Source organism: Mycolicibacterium pulveris (assembly GCF_010725725.1).
GTDB lineage: Bacteria > Actinomycetota > Actinomycetes > Mycobacteriales > Mycobacteriaceae > Mycobacterium > Mycobacterium pulveris.
This window is the reverse complement of sequence record NZ_AP022599.1, coordinates 986,412-1,003,760: the sequence shown is the minus strand read 5'-3', so window position 1 is coordinate 1,003,760 and position 17,349 is coordinate 986,412. Positions and strand designations below refer to the sequence as shown.

At 68.2% G+C, this 17,349-nt stretch carries 19 protein-coding genes; 15 read left to right on the top strand and 4 right to left on the bottom strand.

The annotated features are described in order from the left end of the window. Window positions 1-24 precede the first annotated feature (24 nt). The 10 genes from alr to G6N28_RS05085 all read left to right on the top strand — a co-directional run bounded on the left by alr (window position 25) and on the right by G6N28_RS05085 (window position 9,110). Window positions 25-1,194 carry an alanine racemase gene (alr, locus tag G6N28_RS05130; protein WP_163905844.1) on the top strand — a complete coding sequence of 390 codons (1,170 nt, stop codon included), beginning with the start codon at window positions 25-27 and terminating at the stop codon, window positions 1,192-1,194. After that, window positions 1,191-2,309: an alpha/beta fold hydrolase gene (locus G6N28_RS05125; RefSeq protein WP_235674469.1), complete on the top strand. Its 1,119-nt coding sequence runs from the start codon at window positions 1,191-1,193 to the stop codon at window positions 2,307-2,309. The genes alr and G6N28_RS05125 overlap by 4 nt, the downstream gene beginning before the upstream one ends. Continuing rightward, window positions 2,302-2,769, top strand: coding sequence for a tRNA (adenosine(37)-N6)-threonylcarbamoyltransferase complex ATPase subunit type 1 TsaE (gene tsaE / locus G6N28_RS05120; protein WP_163897676.1), 468 nt, complete (start codon window positions 2,302-2,304; stop codon window positions 2,767-2,769). Before G6N28_RS05125 ends, tsaE begins: the two co-directional genes overlap by 8 nt. Then, a complete protein-coding gene (gene tsaB / locus G6N28_RS05115; protein ID WP_163897673.1) occupies window positions 2,766-3,410 on the top strand; it encodes a tRNA (adenosine(37)-N6)-threonylcarbamoyltransferase complex dimerization subunit type 1 TsaB in 645 nt (214 codons plus the stop codon). Before tsaE ends, tsaB begins: the two co-directional genes overlap by 4 nt. Next, a complete protein-coding gene (rimI, locus tag G6N28_RS05110; protein WP_163897670.1) occupies window positions 3,407-3,859 on the top strand; it encodes a ribosomal protein S18-alanine N-acetyltransferase in 453 nt (150 codons plus the stop codon). Before tsaB ends, rimI begins: the two co-directional genes overlap by 4 nt. Further along, window positions 3,856-4,881: a tRNA (adenosine(37)-N6)-threonylcarbamoyltransferase complex transferase subunit TsaD gene (gene tsaD / locus G6N28_RS05105; RefSeq protein WP_163897666.1), complete on the top strand. Its 1,026-nt coding sequence runs from the start codon at window positions 3,856-3,858 to the stop codon at window positions 4,879-4,881. Before rimI ends, tsaD begins: the two co-directional genes overlap by 4 nt. Further along, complete coding sequence (locus G6N28_RS05100; RefSeq protein ID WP_163897663.1) at window positions 4,878-5,342, top strand: nuclear transport factor 2 family protein; 465 nt, start codon at window positions 4,878-4,880, stop codon at window positions 5,340-5,342. The genes tsaD and G6N28_RS05100 overlap by 4 nt, the downstream gene beginning before the upstream one ends. A gap of 192 nt (window positions 5,343-5,534) precedes the next feature. Then, window positions 5,535-5,837 (top strand): co-chaperone GroES, encoded by a 303-nt coding sequence (gene groES, locus G6N28_RS05095; RefSeq protein WP_069416845.1) that lies wholly within the window; start codon window positions 5,535-5,537, stop codon window positions 5,835-5,837. Between the two features lie 79 nt (window positions 5,838-5,916). Next, the gene (gene groL / locus G6N28_RS05090; RefSeq protein WP_163897659.1) at window positions 5,917-7,539 is read left to right on the top strand and encodes a chaperonin GroEL; all 1,623 of its coding nucleotides are present in this window, start codon (window positions 5,917-5,919) and stop codon (window positions 7,537-7,539) included. Between the two features lie 56 nt (window positions 7,540-7,595). After that, on the top strand, window positions 7,596-9,110 hold the full coding sequence (locus G6N28_RS05085) for an adenylate/guanylate cyclase domain-containing protein (RefSeq protein ID WP_163897656.1): 1,515 nt from the start codon (window positions 7,596-7,598) through the stop codon (window positions 9,108-9,110). On the opposite strand, the gene G6N28_RS05080 is transcribed toward G6N28_RS05085, so the two are convergent. Beyond that, window positions 9,082-9,855 carry an enoyl-CoA hydratase gene (locus tag G6N28_RS05080; RefSeq protein ID WP_163897653.1) on the bottom strand — a complete coding sequence of 258 codons (774 nt, stop codon included), beginning with the start codon at window positions 9,853-9,855 and terminating at the stop codon, window positions 9,082-9,084. The two genes, G6N28_RS05085 and G6N28_RS05080, sit on opposite strands and share 29 nt — an antisense overlap. A gap of 64 nt (window positions 9,856-9,919) precedes the next feature. On the opposite strand from G6N28_RS05080, the gene G6N28_RS05075 reads away from it, so the two are divergent. Then, on the top strand, window positions 9,920-10,288 hold the full coding sequence (locus G6N28_RS05075) for an Rv1352/Rv1906c domain-containing protein (protein ID WP_163897649.1): 369 nt from the start codon (window positions 9,920-9,922) through the stop codon (window positions 10,286-10,288). On the opposite strand, the gene G6N28_RS05070 is transcribed toward G6N28_RS05075, so the two are convergent. Both G6N28_RS05070 and G6N28_RS05065 read right to left on the bottom strand, forming a co-directional pair. Then, entirely contained in the window at window positions 10,281-11,906 is a 1,626-nt protein-coding gene (locus tag G6N28_RS05070) for a GMC family oxidoreductase (RefSeq protein ID WP_163897646.1), read from the bottom strand. The two genes, G6N28_RS05075 and G6N28_RS05070, sit on opposite strands and share 8 nt — an antisense overlap. Before the next feature lie 123 nt (window positions 11,907-12,029). Beyond that, window positions 12,030-12,404, bottom strand: coding sequence for a hypothetical protein (locus tag G6N28_RS05065; protein WP_163897643.1), 375 nt, complete (start codon window positions 12,402-12,404; stop codon window positions 12,030-12,032). Between the two features lie 480 nt (window positions 12,405-12,884). On the opposite strand from G6N28_RS05065, the gene G6N28_RS05060 reads away from it, so the two are divergent. Continuing rightward, complete coding sequence (locus tag G6N28_RS05060; protein ID WP_163897640.1) at window positions 12,885-13,940, top strand: 3-deoxy-7-phosphoheptulonate synthase; 1,056 nt, start codon at window positions 12,885-12,887, stop codon at window positions 13,938-13,940. An 89-nt stretch (window positions 13,941-14,029) separates the two neighbouring features. Here G6N28_RS05060 and G6N28_RS05055 read toward each other — a convergent pair whose 3' ends face one another. Next, window positions 14,030-14,320 (bottom strand): WhiB family transcriptional regulator, encoded by a 291-nt coding sequence (locus tag G6N28_RS05055; RefSeq protein WP_163897637.1) that lies wholly within the window; start codon window positions 14,318-14,320, stop codon window positions 14,030-14,032. Window positions 14,321-14,709: 389 nt separating this feature from the next. Here G6N28_RS05055 and G6N28_RS05050 point away from each other — a divergent pair, with 389 nt between their 5' ends. The 3 genes from G6N28_RS05050 to G6N28_RS05040 all read left to right on the top strand — a co-directional run bounded on the left by G6N28_RS05050 (window position 14,710) and on the right by G6N28_RS05040 (window position 17,332). Next, window positions 14,710-15,528 (top strand): hypothetical protein, encoded by an 819-nt coding sequence (locus tag G6N28_RS05050; RefSeq protein WP_163897634.1) that lies wholly within the window; start codon window positions 14,710-14,712, stop codon window positions 15,526-15,528. A gap of 69 nt (window positions 15,529-15,597) precedes the next feature. Next, entirely contained in the window at window positions 15,598-16,179 is a 582-nt protein-coding gene (locus G6N28_RS05045; RefSeq protein ID WP_163897631.1) for a sigma-70 family RNA polymerase sigma factor, read from the top strand. Continuing rightward, complete coding sequence (locus G6N28_RS05040; protein WP_163897629.1) at window positions 16,172-17,332, top strand: anti-sigma-D factor RsdA; 1,161 nt, start codon at window positions 16,172-16,174, stop codon at window positions 17,330-17,332. Before G6N28_RS05045 ends, G6N28_RS05040 begins: the two co-directional genes overlap by 8 nt. Window positions 17,333-17,349 lie beyond the last annotated feature (17 nt).

Genomic DNA, 17,349 nt, shown 5'->3' with positions numbered 1-17,349 from the left:
CTGGGACAATCGGCCGTAGTGACCATTCACACGACCGAGTCGACGACCTCCACCGTGGCGCCCGCCGAGGCGGTGGTGGATCTCGACGCCATCGCCCATAACGTTCGGCTGCTGCGCGAGCGTGCCGGATCCGCGCAGGTGATGGCCATCGTCAAGGCCGACGGCTACGGTCATGGCGCCACCGAGGTCGCCGCGGCCGCCCTGGCCGCCGGGGCCGCCGAACTCGGCGTCGCCACCGTCGGGGAGGCGCTGGCGCTGCGGCGCGACGGGGTCACCGCGCCCGTGCTGGCCTGGCTGCATCCCCCCGGCACCGACTTCGCGCCTGCGCTGAGCGCCGATGTCGAGATCGGGGTGTCATCGGTGCGCCAGCTCGACGAGGTGCTCGACGCGGTCGGACGCACCGGCGTCACCGCGACTGTCACCGTCAAGGTCGACACCGGGCTGAGCCGCAACGGCAGCAGTGCATGCGGCTATCCCGCGCTGCTTGCCGCGTTGAAGCGCGCGCAGGTCGACGGCGCGGTGCGGGTGCGGGGCCTGATGTCGCATCTGGTGCACGGCGACGATCCGGATCATCCCCTCAACAGCCAGCAGGGCGAGCGTCTGACCGAGATGCTGCGCTCCGCGCGGGAACAGGGCGTGCCGTTCGAGATCGCCCACCTGAGCAATTCGCCTGCCGCGCTGACGCGCCCCGATTTGGCCTTCGACATCGTGCGCCCGGGGATCGCCGTGTACGGGCAGACCCCGATCCCCGAACGCGGCGACATGGGCCTGCGCCCGGCGATGACACTGAAATGCCCTGTGGCGATGGTTCGTTCGATCAAGGCCGGTGACGGAGTGTCCTACGGTCACACCTGGATCGCTGAGCGCGACACTACGCTGGGACTGCTGCCGATCGGATATGCCGACGGGGTCTTCCGGGTGCTGAGTGGGCGGATCGACGTGCTGATCAACGGTCGGTTGCGGCGCAATGTCGGGCGGATCTGCATGGACCAGTTCGTGGTGGACCTCGGTCCCGACGCCGACGTGTCCGAAGGCGACGAGGCGATACTGTTCGGGCCGGGCACCCAGGGCGAACCCACCGCCCAGGATTGGGCCGATCTCCTGGGGACCATCAACTACGAGGTGGTCACCAGCCCGCGCGGGCGTGTGGTCCGGACCTATCGCGGTGGTCGGCAGATAGGCAAGAATCGTTGACGGACAACGAAATCGAGCCACCGCATGACAGTGGTGCGGCTGCTCGCTGGCTGGCCGGTGCGGCGGGCCTGAGCGCGGTGGGCACGGCTGCCGGTTTCTCGGTCGCCCGTTCACTGCGCCGGCGGCTCAGCGCCGACGATCCGTACGCGTACGAGGACTTCACCCTGCTCGACGCCGACCGCAGCTACGTGGTGACCACACCCGACGGGGTGTCGCTGGCCGTGCGCGAGGTCGGACCCAAAGATGCGTTTCTGACCGTCGTCTTCGCGCACGGCTTCTGTCTACGCATGGGCGCCTTCCACTTTCAGCGCGCCCGGCTCACCGCGCAATGGGGCGACCAGGTGCGCATGGTGTTCTACGACCAGCGCGGCCACGGCGGGTCCGAGGAATCCTCGCCCGAGGACTACACGGTCACCCAACTGGGCAGAGACCTGGAGGCCGTCCTTGCGGTGATGGCGCCGCGCGGGCCCGTGGTACTGGTCGGTCATTCGATGGGTGGGATGACCGTGTTGTCCCACGCCCGCCAGTTTCCGCAGCGGTATCCGACGCGCATTGTGGGCGTCGCGCTGATCTCCTCCGCCGCGGAAGGGGTTCCGCGCTCGCCGCTCGGTGAGATCCTGAAGAACCCGGCGCTGGAGGCGGTGCGTTTCGCCGTGCGCTACGCGCCGGAAGCCGTGCACCGCACCCGCGGCCTCGCCAAGTCGGTGGTCGGGCCGATCCTGCGGGCGGGTTCCTACGGTGACGAGGCGATCAGCCCGAGCGTCGTGGCGTTCTCCGAGCAGATGATGCACGGCACGCCGATCGCGACGGTGGTGGAGTTCCTGCACGCGCTCGAGGTTCACGACGAAACCGCGGGGCTGGCCACGCTGGCCAAGATTCCCGCGCTGGTCGCCTGCGGTGACCGAGACCTCCTCACCCCGAAGGAGTACTCCGAACACATGGCGGACGCGCTGCAGAAATCCGAACTGGTGATCGTGCCAGGCGCGGGGCATCTGGTGCAGCTCGAACGGCCCGACCTCATCGACGACGCGTTGGTGCGGTTGGTCGAGCGGGCGACGCCGTCCAAGCTGGTTGCGCTCGGCCGGCGGGTGCGCGAACGGGTCCGCAATGACTGAACGAACGCCGGGCACAGCGCAGTTGCCCACCGCGGAGGACACCGTCGCGCTGGGGGCGCGGCTGGGCGCGCAGCTGCGGGCAGGTGACGTGGTGGTGTTGTCGGGACCACTGGGCGCCGGGAAAACGGTGCTGGCCAAGGGAATCGCACAGGCAATGGATGTCGAGGGCCCGGTCATCTCGCCGACGTTCGTGCTCGCCAGGGTGCACCGTGCGCGAAAGCCCGGAGCACCGGCGATGATTCACGTCGACCTGTACCGGCTGCTGGATCAGCCGTCGGTGGACCTGCTCGCTGAACTGGACTCGCTGGACCTCGACACCGACCTCGAAGACGCCGTCGTGGTGGTCGAGTGGGGTGAAGGGGTGGCCGAACGGCTCTCCGACAGCCATCTCGACGTGCGGCTGGAACGCGGCTCGGCGGGCGAGACGCGAACGGCGGTGTGGGAGTGGAGCGCACCGTGAGCATGCTGGTTCTGGCCATCGACACCGCGACCCCGGCCGTCACCGCTGGTGTGCTGCGCGTCGAGCTCCCGCGAAATAGCATTCCAGGTCGTCGAGACCACGAATCAGCAACCCGGAATGCTATTTCGGCGCGGATTTTGGGCCAGCGGGTGACCGTCGACGCCCGCGCGCACGCCGAGCGCCTGACCCCCAACGTCGTCGACGCCTTGGCCGACGCGCAGGTCACGTTCGACGAGCTGGACGCGATCGTGGTGGGCTGCGGCCCGGGACCGTTCACCGGGCTGCGGGTCGGGATGGCGACCGCGGCGGCCTTCGGCCATGCCCTTGGGGTGCCGGTGCACGGCGTGTGCAGCCTGGACGCCATCGGCATCGAGACCACCGGCGAGGTGCTGGTCGTCACCGACGCCCGGCGCCGCGAGGTGTACTGGGCGCGCTACCGCGACGGGGTGCGGGTGGCCGGCCCGGCCGTCAACGCTCCCGCCGACGTGTCCGGTGCGGCCGAGGCGTTGGCCGAGCCCCCGCGGTATCCGACCCCCACGGGGCTGGTGCGGGCCGTCGCGGACTGGTCGGCCGAACCGGCGCCGCTGGTCCCGCTCTACCTGCGCCGCCCCGACGCCAAACCGCCTGCGGGCGCCCGATGAGCGTCGATTACGGGAAGCTGACGCCCCTGGACGCGGCGCGGTGTGCCGAGCTGGAGGCGCAGCTGTTCGAGGGCGACGACCCCTGGCCGGCGCGAGCGTTTCTGGCCGAACTGGCCGCCAAACACATCCATTACGTGGCGGCACGCGCCGACGACAAACTCGTCGGCTATGCCGGCATCGCGCGCCTCGGCCGAAAGCGGCCCTACGAGTACGAGATCCACACCGTGGGCGTCGACCCGGCATACCAGGGTCAAGGCATCGGCAGGCAGCTGGTCACGAGGTTGCTCGAGATCGCCTCGGGAGCAACGGTCTTCCTCGAAGTCCGTACGGACAACGCGGCGGCCATCAAGCTGTACGAGAGCTTGGGGTTCGTCATCGTGGGGGTGCGCAAGCGCTACTACCGTGTCAGCGGCGCCGACGCCTATACGATGAGACGAGATCCATCATGACCGTCATCCTGGCCATCGAAAGTTCCTGCGACGAAACCGGCGTCGGCATCGCTCAACTCGATGCCGACGGCACCGTGACGTTGCTCGCCGACGAGGTGGCCTCCAGCGTCGACGAACACGCCCGGTTCGGCGGCGTCGTCCCCGAGATCGCCTCGCGGGCCCATCTGGAGGCGCTCGGCCCGACGATGCGGCGCGCGCTGCAGGCGGCGGGCGTCACCAAACCCGACGTCGTCGCGGCCACCATCGGCCCCGGGCTGGCGGGGGCGTTGCTGGTGGGAGTCGCTGCGGCCAAGGCTTATTCGGCGGCCTGGCAGGTGCCGTTCTACGCGGTCAACCATCTGGGTGGGCATCTGGCCGCCGACGTCTACGACCACGGCCCGCTGCCGGAGTGCGTGGGGCTGCTGGTCTCGGGCGGGCACACCAACCTGCTGCACGTGCGGTCGCTGGGCGAGCCGATCATCGAACTCGGCAGCACGGTCGATGACGCGGCCGGGGAGGCCTACGACAAGGTGGCGCGGCTGCTCGGCCTCGGCTATCCGGGCGGCAAGGTGCTCGATGACCTGGCCCGCACCGGTGACCGCGACGCGATCGTCTTCCCCCGCGGCATGACCGGCCCGCGCGACGACCCGTACGGCTTCAGTTTCTCCGGGCTCAAGACCGCGGTGGCCCGCTACGTCGAGAGCCACCCCGACGCCGCGCGGGCCGACGTGGCGGCGGGTTTCCAGGAGGCCGTCGCCGACGTGCTGACCCTCAAGGCCGTCCGCGCCGCCACCGACCTCGGGGTCAAGACGCTGCTGATCGCCGGTGGGGTGGCGGCCAATTCGCGGTTGCGCGAGCTGGCCGAGGAGCGCTGCGCGGCCGCCGGGCTGACGTTACGCATCCCGCGGCCGCGGCTGTGCACGGACAACGGCGCGATGATCGCGTCGTTCGCGGCCCACCTGATCGCCGCGGGTGCGACGCCGTCGCCGCTGGATGTCGCCAGCGACCCGGGCCTGCCGGTGGTGCAGGGGCAGGTCGCGTGAGCGGCGGCGACGCGGCGGACAAGCTGGCCGTCACCGAGCTGCTGTACCGCTATGCCGAGCTGATCGACGCCGGGGACTTCGATGGGGTCGGGCAGCTGCTCACGCGGGCGACCTTCGGCGGGTCCGGCCCGCAGGGCGTGGCCGGGGCGGAGAACATCACCAAGCTGTTCGCGTCGACCACCCGTCGTTATCCGGAGCACGGCAACACCCCGCGGACCCGGCACCTGGTGCTCAACCCGATCGTGGAGGTGGACGGCGACACCGCCCAGGCACGTTCGACGTTCTGCGTCGTGCAGGACACCGAGACGGTCCCGCTGCAGCCGATCGTGGTCGGGCGTTATTTCGACCGTTTCACCTGCGACGATTCCGGCTGGCACTTCACCGAACGCAGGGTCGAGGTCCAGATGGTGGGCGATGTGTCGGCTCATCTGAGCATCGACCCGGCGGCCTTCGACAATTAGGCAGTAGGGTGGCCTTGAGTGCTAGCACTCTCATGTATAGAGTGCTAGGTGGCAGGCGGCCAACCCACGTGCCGGCACCCGCGACGACGGCGCTTGGGCACGGACGCTATGCCGAACACCTGGTAACACTGGAATCTCTAGATCCGGGGCCTGGCCCCGGATCTACTACCCGAACCACTGGAGGGCTCCATCGTGGCGAGCGTGAACATCAAGCCACTCGAGGACAAGATCCTCGTTCAGGCCAACGAGGCCGAGACCACGACCGCTTCCGGTCTGGTCATCCCCGACACCGCCAAGGAGAAGCCGCAGGAAGGCACCGTCGTCGCAGTTGGCCCCGGCCGCTGGGACGACGAGGGCGAGAAGCGCATCCCCCTGGACGTTGCCGAGGGCGACACCGTCATCTACAGCAAGTACGGCGGCACCGAGATCAAGTACAACGGCGAGGAGTACCTGATCCTGTCGGCCCGCGACGTGCTGGCCGTCGTCAACAAGTAAGCACCCGTGTTCCGCCCCGGAAATCCCCGTCTGTACGGGTGATCTCCGGGGCGGCATGCGTAACTAGGGAAAGACATCCATGAGCAAGCTGATTGAGTACGACGAAACCGCACGTCGCGCATTGGAAGCGGGCGTAGACAAGCTCGCCGACGCGGTGCGCGTGACGCTGGGGCCCCGGGGCAGGCACGTGGTGCTCGCCAAGGCGTTCGGCGGGCCGCAGGTCACCAACGACGGCGTGACGATCGCCCGCGAGATCGACCTCGAGGATCCGTTCGAGAACCTCGGCGCCCAGCTGTTGAAGTCGGTGGCCACCAAGACCAACGACGTCACCGGCGACGGCACCACCACCGCGACCGTGCTGGCGCAGGCACTGGTCAAGGGCGGGCTGCGCAACGTCGCCGCGGGCGCCAACCCGATGGTGCTCGGCGCCGGCATCTCCAAGGCCGCGGACGCGGTGTCCGAGGCGCTGCTGGCTTCGGCGACGCCGGTGACCGACAAGCAGGGCATTGCCCAGGTCGCCACCGTCTCGTCGCGCGACGAAGAGATCGGGGAGATGGTCGCCGAGGCGATGACCAAGGTGGGCCACGACGGCGTCGTCACCGTCGAGGAGTCCTCGACGCTGGACACCGAACTCGAGATCACCGAGGGCATCGGCTTCGACAAGGGCTTCATCTCGGCATACTTCATCACCGACTTCGACGCGCAGCAGGCGGTCCTCGAAGACGCGGTGGTGCTGCTGCACCGCGAGAAGATCAGCTCGCTGCCCGACCTGCTGCCGCTGCTGGAGAAGGTGGCCGAGGCAGGCAAGCCGCTGCTGATCATCGCTGAAGACGTTGAGGGCGAAGCGCTCTCGACGCTGGTGGTCAACTCCATCCGCAAGACGCTGAAGGCCGTGGCGGTCAAGGCGCCGTTCTTCGGCGACCGCCGCAAGGCGTTCCTCGAGGACCTGGCGATCGTCACCGGCGGGCAGGTGGTCAACCCCGACGTCGGCCTGGTGCTGCGCGAGGTGGGCCTCGAGCTGCTGGGCACCGCGCGGCGCGTCGTCGTCGACAAGGACAGCACGGTCATCGTCGACGGCGGCGGCACCAAGGAGGCCATCGAGGGGCGCGCCCAGCAGTTGCGCGCCGAGATCGAGGCCAGCGACTCCGATTGGGACCGTGAGAAGCTCGAGGAGCGGCTGGCCAAGCTGGCCGGCGGCGTCGCGGTGATCAAGGTCGGTGCGGCCACCGAGACGGCGCTCAAGGAGCGCAAGGAAAGCGTCGAGGATGCGATCGCGGCGGCCAAGGCGGCCGTCGAGGAAGGCATCATCGCCGGCGGCGGTGCGGCGCTGGTGCGCGCCCGGGCGGCCACCGACAAGCTGCGGGACAGCCTCGAGGGCGACGAGCGGCTCGGCGTCGAGCTATTCGCCTCGGCGTTGTCGGCGCCGCTGCATTGGATCGCCACCAACGCCGGGCTGGACGGTTCGGTCGTGGTGAGCAAGGTTCTGGAACTGCCTGAGGGACAGGGCTTCAACGCCGCGACGCTGACCTACGGCGACCTCGCGGCCGACGGCATCGTCGACCCGGTCAAGGTGACCCGCTCGGCGCTGATGAACGCGGCGTCGGTGGCCCGCATGCTGCTGACCACCGAGACCGCGGTCGTGGACAAGCCGGAGGAGCCGGAGGACGACGGCCACGGGCATGGCCACGGTCACATGCACTAGTTCGTAGTTCGGCAAAACACCCCCGGTCGTCGCGGCCGGGGGTGTTTTGTACTGGCATGGACCGGGTCTGGCAGTGGGTATGGGATCGGTTTGCGGCGAGATACTCCTGGGCGAGCTACGTCACCGTGGTCGTGTTGAGCGTGCCGGTCTATCTCACCTGGTCGTTGCTCATAGTCGGGGTCGAGGGCGCGACGGCCATCGTCGAGGCGGTGGCGATCGGCATTGTCGCCGTGCCGGTGCTGGGGTACCTCAACACGCTGCCCGGCGTGGGGTCGAGTCGGTGTGTGGAGCGGTGGGCGGCCGGCTCCGAGACCGATCGGGCGAAGGCGCTCCGCGCTACCTATACCTGGACCCGCGCCGCGGTGCCCCGAATGGTGGTCAGCAACTGCATCGCTGTGGGCCTGCTGTCGGTCATCGTCGGCGCGGTCGCGGGCGCACCGACGGACCGGCTGATCGGGTACGCCGTCCTTGGCGCCTTCGCGGGGACGTCCTTCGCGTTGACCGCCGCACACGGTTTCGCGGAAGCGGCGATCAGGCCGGCCAGGGTCGCGATCGCCGGTGACACGGGGATCGGCGACGACCTTCCTCGTTCGCGTCCGACTTTCGCCGCTTGGTCGAACGTCATGGTCCTCGCGGGCACGTTTTCGTTCGCCGTCTACGGCGCGATGCTCGCGGCAGTGTTTGGCAACGCGCCCGCAAATCCGGTCCTCTTCGTCGCCATCGGATGTGCGCTGACACTGGTCTTCGGCGTGCCGTACACGCTCGGCATGAACTTCGCACCGTCCGTGCGACCCATCCGCGATCTCACCGAAGGGACCGAACGGGTTGCGGCCGGCGACTACAGCCAACGCCTGCCGGTCGTCCACGACGATGATCTCGGCACGTTGACGGCCTCGTTCAACCGAATGCAGGCGGGATTGGTTGAGCGCCAACGCCTTCAGGTGGCATTCGGAACCTACGTCGACCCCGCTCTGGCGGCTCGGCTGCTGGAGCAGGGTGATGATGTCTTCACCGGGGAACGCCGCGAGGTGACCGTGATGTTCATCGACGTGCGCGACTTCACCCCGTACGCTGAGGCCAACACCGCCGAGGACACGGTCACCCGACTCAACACGCTGTTCGAGATCGTGGTGCCCGTCGTGGTGGAAGCCGGTGGGCACATCAACAAGTTCCTCGGTGACGGTGCTCTCGCCGTCTTCGGCGCGCCCAATGACCTGACCGGTCACGCCGATGCCGCGCTGAACGCAGCCGTGTTCATCCAGCAACGGGTCGCTGAGCGATTCGCAGGGGAGCTACGCATCGGCATCGGGATCAACACCGGCCCGGTGATCGCCGGAACCATCGGCGCGGCAGGCAAATTGGAGTTCACGCTGATCGGTGACACCGTCAACGTCGCGGCCCGCGTCGAACAGCTCACCAAGACCACCGGCGACGCGATCCTTCTCACCGAGCAGACCGTCGATGCCTTGGCTCAGCGACCGCCCGGACTCGTCGACCGGGGAGTGCACCCTCTGAAGGGAAAGTCCGCCGAACTGAGGGTTTTCACCACTCCGGCGGGCGCTTGTCGATGAAGGCCTGCACGCCCTCGAGGGCGCTCGCATCCATCATGTTGCAGGCCATCGTCGCGCCGGCGTCCTCGTAGGCAGACGCCATGTCCTGCTCGAGTTGGCGGTAGAACATGGCCTTGCCCAACGCGATTGCGACGCGCGGTTTGGCGATGATACGGGCCACCAGCCTCTCGACCTCGTCGTCGAGTGCTGCTGTAGGAACGACACCGTTGACGAGGCCCATGGCGTGTGCGTCCTCGGCGGAGATGAAGTCGCCGGTGACGAGCATCTCGAAGGCCGCCTTGCGCGGCACATTTCGGGCCAGCGCCACGGCCGGCGTCGAACAGAACAACCCCACGTTGACGCCGTTGACCCCAAACCGGGCGTCGCTGCTGGCGATCGCCAGGTCGCACATCGCGACAAGCTGGCAGCCCGCCGCCGTCGCGATGCCCTGCACCCGCGCGATCACCGGTACGGGCAGGCGCTGGATCGCCATCATCACGGCCGAACACTGCGCGAACAGTCGCTGGTAGTACTCGAGTGACGGCTGCGCCCGCATCTCCTTGAGGTCGTGGCCCGCGCAGAAGGCCTTGCCCGACGCCGCGAGCACCACGACCCGAACCGGCTCGTCGGTCGCGAGCTTCTCGAACGCCTCGTCGAGCGCCGCGAGCACGCCCTCCGAGAGTGCATTGAAGGACTGCGGGCGGTTCAGGGTGAGGGTGACGACCCCGCGCTCGTCGCGGTCGTGTACCAGCACGGGTTCGTCCATCGCGATCACCTCACTCGGTGTGAATTCTGCACCACCGAAGCCGTCGAGGGCATACGTTGAAACGATGCCCTCGACGGGTTGGTCTCAGGCGGCGGCCGTGCTGATGGTCTCGGCGGCCGCGATCGTGAGCGCACCGCCGGCGGCGGCCGCGCCACTGGATCCCATCCCGGGAAACGGCTTCTTTCTGGTCGGGCCCGACATCGCGCCGGGCCTCTACCATTCGGACGGAACGGCGTCGGCGTTCGGCGTCTGGATCAACGACATACCGACACAGGATTCGATGTGCGTGTGGTTCACCTACAGCACGCCCGACGCGAACAAGGACAACGTCGTCGCGACCAACATCTCCATGGGCCCGATGTACGCGAACATCAACTCGACGGTCAAGGCGTTCGAATCGCGCAACTGTCAACCCTGGACGCGGGTCACCTGAGCGAAGCCTCGGCGAGGATGAGATCGGCTGCCCGCCAAGCCATCGCCATCACCGGACCGTTGAGGTTGCCCGACACCATCGTCGGCATGACCGAGGCATCCATCACCCGCAGATTGTCGACGCCGCGGACGCGCAGCGACGAATCCACGACGTCAGTGTCGTTGGGGCCCATGGCGCACGTGCCGACGGCGTGGTACCCGCAGTAGCCCTCGTCGAGTCCGGCATCGATGATCGCCTGGTCCGTAACGACTTGCGCACCCGGGCGGGTCTCGGCGGCGAGTGATCGCGCGATCGGCGGCTGGCTGAACAACCGGCGCATCGTGTGAAACAGCGCGACGCTCTTCGCCCGGTCCTGCGCGGTGGTCAGGAAGCCGGCGTCGATGTCCAGCGGTGCCTCCGGGGCGGACGATGTGATCGCCACCGAGCCTTCGCTGTCGGGGCGCAGGACGTAGCCGATGGCCTGGACGCCCGGAGCGCGCTCGACGGCCGCCGCTTCACCCTGTTCGTACGGCGCCAGCGAGAACGGCGCCATGAGGATCTGGGCGTCCGGCCGGTCGAGTTCGGGTGCTGTCTTGAAGAACCCGATGACGTCGAAAGCCGCGCCGGCGAGGGGGCCCCGCCTCGTCGCCAAATACCTTGCGGTGGTCGCGGCCTGGCGCAGCGGCGTGCTCAGCAGCCGGTTGTACCCGATATCCCGGTTGAGCCGGAACTGGATGACGAGGCAGCGGTGTTCGCGCAGGCGTCGGCCGACGTTGGGGCTGTCCGCGACGGTGTCGATGCCCAGGCGGCGCAGCAGCGACCGGTCCCCGATGCCGGACAGCTGCAGCAGTTTCGGGGTGCAGATGCTGCCCGCGGACAGGATCACCTCACGCCGGGCCGTGTGGTCGACCGTGGCGCCGCGCGAGGTCGTTTCGATCCCGATTGCCTTGTCGTTCTCAACGAGCACCCGGTTGACGCTGGTATCGGTGGCGACGGTGAGGTTCGCGCGGTGGGTGACCGGGTGAAGGAACGCATGCGCAGCGCTGACCCGCTTGCCGCGCTTGATGGTTCGGGGCGCAGGGCCGATGCGTTCATCGTCGCCGGCGTTGACGTCGTCGGTGGGCGACCAGCCCAGGTGTTCACCGGCGGCGATGACGTCGTCGCAGATGCTGGGGCGGTCGGTGTCGACCGAGATCGTCAGCGGCCCGTGCGAGCCCCGCGTCGGATCCGGTCTCAACTCGTGGCCCTCGATGGCACGGAAGGCGGGAAGCAGGTGGCTCCAGCCCCAACCCGGGTTACCCAGCGCCGCCATCGCGTCGTAGTCGGCCGCGCTGCCACGGTTGTAGACCATTCCGTTGACCGAACTGGATCCGCCGAGGGTCTTGCCGCGCACCCATTGTTCGACGACCTTGGACGGTCCGACGGGGCGGACCGGGAAGTGCCAGGTGAGCTTCGGGTTGCCGAGAATCTTCCCGACTCCCTTGGGAATTCGGATCATCGGGCTCCGGTCTCTGCCGCCGGCTTCGACGAGCAAGACGTCGATCCTGGGGTCTTCGGTCAGCCGGTTGGCCAGGACGCAGCCCGCCGATCCGGCCCCGACGATGATGTAGTCGAACGCGCTCGAATTTCTCGAAGCCATCTACGCCAGCGTTGGGCCGACGCGCCGGGGTTGTCAAGAGCCGACTGCCGGCGCAGCTGTCGAAACGAAGCACCCCCGGTCCAACCGGGAACCGGGGGTGTATTCGCTGTGATCGGTCCGAATCTAGTTGCCGCCCCGAAGCAGTCCATGAACCGCGAACTTCACCAGCCCGTTGGCGGCCGACAACGTCGACTGGGTGGCGGGCACCGTCGCCTGAAGGGCGTCGTTCAACGAGGCGACACCGTTTTGCAGGCCTTTGTTGTTGAGGTCCGTGACGTTCTGCAGGCCCTCGTTGTTGATCGCCGTCACGCCCTGCAGGCCTTTGTTGTTCTGGTCGACGACGTTTTGCACCGCGCCGTTCGCGCCGTCGACCACTGAGCTGAGGAGGCCCCCGAGACCGCCGTCGGCAAACGCCATGCCTGCAGGTCCGCCGACCAACATCCCCCCGGCCATCAGCCCCGCTGCGAGCGCCTTCACCGCCATGTTCTTCTTAGCCATGTTCCTCCCTGCCCTCCTGTGAGATGCCTGACCCTCGGTGACCAAGCATTTGCTAATGATAGCGTTCAGCAAGCAGATATCAAGATGTTCCAAGTTTGGCATTTGACGATAATCCCTGGCAGAGTGGATATAGCTGTCTGATGCTCGAATACAGAGCAAATTGAACATGCAAGTTAGATATTTACTGGAGCGTAAATGCATGTACGGCGAAGCGGGTCAGGAGGAGTTCGCTCGGTGCGGGCAGTCCCCGGGGCCGATTTGGCGGCGTCTGTGACGTCGGTATAACCTGTGGCCCGTGACCAGCGGTGTGCGTGCCAGCTATTGGCGCTTTATCAAGGCTCCGGGTGGAGCCGATAAAGCGCAGCACTAAGCACGCGTCCGCCCGGAGCCCAGGCAGTGACCACCAGGTCGCTGCCTTTCGTCATTAAGAGGGCGCCGGACAATCACCCAGGTGCCCAGGCAAGAAAGGCACTCAACCAGATGAACCCGGCCCAGACCGTCCTCCCGCCCGCCACGTCTGACCGGCGCGTCCGCAGCTTCAGCGAGATCCCCAGCCCACACGACGTGCTCACCGAGTTCCCCCTGGGTGCCCGGCGCGCGGAGCGGGTGGCGCGCGACCGCGACGAGATCGCCGACATCGTGGCCGGCCGCGATGACCGCCTGCTGGTGGTCGTGGGTCCGTGCTCGGTGCACGATCCCGTCGCGGCGCTGGACTACGCCAGCCGACTGGCCAAGGTGGCCGGTGAACTCAGCGATCAGCTCAAGATCGTGATGCGGGTGTACTTCGAGAAGCCGCGCACGACGATCGGATGGAAGGGGCTGATCAACGATCCGGGGATGGACGGCACCTTCGACGTGGCCCGCGGGTTGCGCATCGCTCGTCAACTGCTGCTGGACATCATCGACATCGGCCTTCCGGTGGGATGCGAGTTCCTCGAGCCCACCAGCCCGCAGTACATCGCCGATGCGGTCGCGTGGGGCGCGATCGGCGCCCGCACCACCGAATCGCAGGTGCACCGGCAGCTGGCCTCGGGGCTGTCGATGCCCGTCGGCTTCAAGAACGGCACCGACGGCAACATCCAGGTCGCGGTCGACGGCGTGAAAGCCGCTGCGGCCCAACACGTCTTCTTCGGTATGGACGATACTGGCCGCGGCGCGCTGGTGAGCACCGCGGGCAACGAGGACTGCCACGTGATTCTGCGCGGCGGGACCGGGGGCCCGAACTACGACGCGGAGTCGGTGCACGCGACGGCGGCCAAGCTCACCGCGGCGGGCCTGCCCGGCCGGGTGGTGATCGACTGCAGCCACGCCAACTCCGGTAAGGACCACGTCCGTCAGGCCACTGTCGCCGAGGAGGTCGCACAGCTGGTCCGCGACGGAGCGCCGATCAGTGGCGTGATGCTGGAGAGCTTCCTGGTCGGGGGTGCTCAGTCCTGCGACGCCCAGCCGCTGACCTACGGACAGTCGGTCACCGACAAGTGCATGGATTGGCCGACCACCGATCGGGTGCTGCGCGAGCTGGCCAAGCGGAGCTAGCTGCCGGGGGACGTCCGCGGTTGTGCATTCTCATACGCCGCGACCGGCGTGTCGCGTATGAAACCGCACACCCGGCGGACGGCGCGAGGCTAGGAGGCGCGGCGGATGCCCCGCTTCAGCAGCAGTTCGCGTTCGGACTCCGTGAGGCCGCCCCAGATTCCGTAGCTCTCGCCGACGGCCAGCGCGTGCGCGCGGCACTGCGCGATGACGGGGCACTGATTGCACATCTCCTTGGCGCGCCTCTCGCGCTGGGCGCGGGCGCGGCCGCGCTCGCCGTCGGGATGAAAGAACATAGCGGAATCGACGCCCCGGCACAGTCCGGCCATCTGCCAATCCCAAACGTCTGCGTTGGGTCCGGGTAGTTGCTGCGGCAAAGGCATTGGAGAACCCCTCTCTACGTGAACCCGGCAAACGGGTGAACACGTGAGTTCTGGAACTGATCCGAGCGCAAGTCGCCGATGACTACTCGTGCCCACAAAGTAGGTGGGCTCATCAAATCTCGTCAATAGTTCCGGGGCGTGCGGAAGGCCATAACCGCAGGCCAAGAATTTACCTCACGTTCATCCTTGGGTCTTTTACGCGCCGTGATTCGTGCTAGGCGAACCCGCCCCGAACCACGGCGGCCGCCGTTTCGCCTGATCGCGTCGTCGCGAGGTAATCCAGCAAACACGAACACGCGCGAATCGGGTTACTTGGATTTAACATCGGCAGCACCAACTGTTAACCAAACTCGTGGGGCCCGCGTGTCGTTGATAGCGTCTGCGATCCGATGACTACATCTGCCTCCGCGGCGGTGTTGGCCGACGCCGCGTTCGGGGAGGATCCCGGCCGCTGGCCGCTGCCGGCCGCCGCGACGCCGGACGAGCTGTGGCTTCGCGCGGTCGCCGCAGGCGGTCAGGGGCGCTACGCCAGCGCACGCGCAGACCTCGCACGTCTGTGCCGAACCCAGCGCGACGGGCCGTTGACTTCGCTGGCGCACAGCACTTATGCGTCGTTTCTGCGTCAGCTCGGCCGGCACGCCGACGCGCGCGGCTGGGACGGCCGAGCGTCCGCACTCGCGGATTCCGACGCCGAGGCCGCGGCCGACGCCTTGATCGGGCTGGCCGCCGACGCCCTGGGGCTGGGCCGGTTCGCGGCGGCACAACGCGCACTGCACCGGGCCGCCGAGCGCCTTTCGGACGCGGTGAGCGGACGGCTTCCGGTGCGGCTGGCGTGGGTGAGCGCGGAGCTGGCGATGGCCCGCGGCGAGGGCGTACAGGCGGTGCGCCATGCCGAGCAGGCCGTCGAGGCCGCCGCGACGCTCGGCTCGGCGCGACACGCGGTGAAGTCTGACGTCGTGCGCGCGGCCGCGCTGTGCAGCGCCGGTGACCTCGACGCTGCCCGCCGCGTCGCGGACGCCGCGCTGGCCGAAACCGAGCGGCTCGGAATGATCCCGCTGCGCTGGGCGTTGGCCTGCTTGCTGGCCGATATCGGCAGCGCGACGTGTTCTTCGGGCCAGATGGTCGCCATCCGCGACGAATCCGCCGACACAGTCCGGTCACGGGGCGGCGTGTGGGCCGTCCACGTGGACAAAGGCACGTCATCCTGAAAGTTATTGTTTAGCTGAGCCGTCCCGCCGGACTGCCACCGGTTCGTAACGCTGGAGAGATCGCCCACGATGACAATTTCGAGAGAACGTCTCGATGCTGTCGTTGCTGAGGCGGTGGCGGGCAACCGAGACGCACTCCGACAGGTGCTGGAAACCATCCGTCCCATCGTTGTCAGGTACTGCCGGGCAAGGGTGGGGGCAGCGGAGCGCAGTGGGCTTTCAGCAGACGATATTGCTCAGGAGGTGTGCTTGGCCGCCATCACGGCGCTGCCGCGCTACAAGGATCAGGGACGACCGTTCCTGGCCTTCGTGTACGGCATAGCTGCACACAAGCTCGCTGACGCACACCGCGCAGCGGCCAGGAATCGTTCCGACCCGACGGATGTCGTGCCGGAGCGGTACTCGCTGGACGCCGGGCCCGAGCAGATGGCCCTCGACGCCGAGTCGTCGGAGCGGATGAACAAGCTGCTGGCCGTGCTGCCCGAGAAGCAGCGCGAAATCCTGATCTTGCGTGTGGTCGTCGGCATGAGCGCCGAGGAAACCGCCGAGGCGGTCGGAAGTACTCCGGGGGCTGTCCGGGTGGCCCAGCATCGCGCGCTGGCGCGGCTGAAGCAGGAGATCATCGCGACAGGGCGGCACGACCATGCCTGACTTCGGACGCTGGAACGCAAACGGGGGCGACCCGTCCCTCAACGAGATCAACCGCACCGACCGGTTCCTGGACTCGTTGGCGTACGAACAGCCGGTTTACGCCACCGATCCCGGCGAGGCCGAATTGGCGCAGCTGTTGGCCGGGTGGCGCGACGAGGTGCGCGACGCCCCGCTGACCGCGACCGTCACCCCTCGTGACGCGGTGTTGGCGTTGGATCGCGCGACCGCCGCGCGCCGGCGCACCCGCACGTCGCTGGCGGTCCTCGGATCGGTGGCGGCGGCGGTGTTGTGCATCGGCGGCTTCGGCGCCGTCGTCGCCGGCGCCGGACCGGGCGACGCCCTGTACGGTCTGCGCACCATGCTGTTCGGCGAGCAGCAGGCCACCCGTGACGACCCGGTGATGCTGGCATCACAGCAGCTGGCCGAGGTGCAGCAGCTGATCGAACAGGGCGACTGGCAAGCCGCTCAGGACAAGCTGCAGACGCTGACCACCACCGTGGCGACCGTCGAAGATGTGCAGCGCAAACAGGAATTCGTCAGCGAGTGGCAAGAGTTGACCGTGAAGGTTCAGGCTCAGGACGCGGCCGCGACCATCCCGCCGGATGTGCCGCCGCCGGTGTTCCCGGAGGTGCCCGTCGCGGTGCTCGACACCACGACGCCGACCTCGATGTCGCCGTCCGACACCACAACTCCGCCGTCGGACACCCCGACGCCGTCGCCGTCGGACACCACCGCGCCGTCGCCGTCGGATGTCACGAGCGTGCCGTCGTCGACGTTGCCGAGCCCGTCACCGACGCCGAGCCCGTCCCCGACGCCGGCGCCGACCACGTCAGCGCAGCAGCCGCCGCCATCCTCGGCTACGGTGCTGCCCTCGCCGACGCCGACGCCGACGCCCACGCCGACGCCGTCGGCGACTCCGGCGCCGTCGACCCCGCTGCCGACGTCGACCGTCGCCGAGCCGTCGCCGACACCCTCGGAGGAACCGCAGGCGATCGAAGCGCCCACCACGCAACAGCCCGCGACCACACAGGCGACCGCCACTACGCAGCTACAGACGACTCAGCAGGCGACCACACAGGCACCGACCACGCAGGCACCGAGAACGGTGATCACCACCACCGTGGTACCCGAAGCTGACGACGCCGACGAGTAGCCCGCCCAGATGTCCCT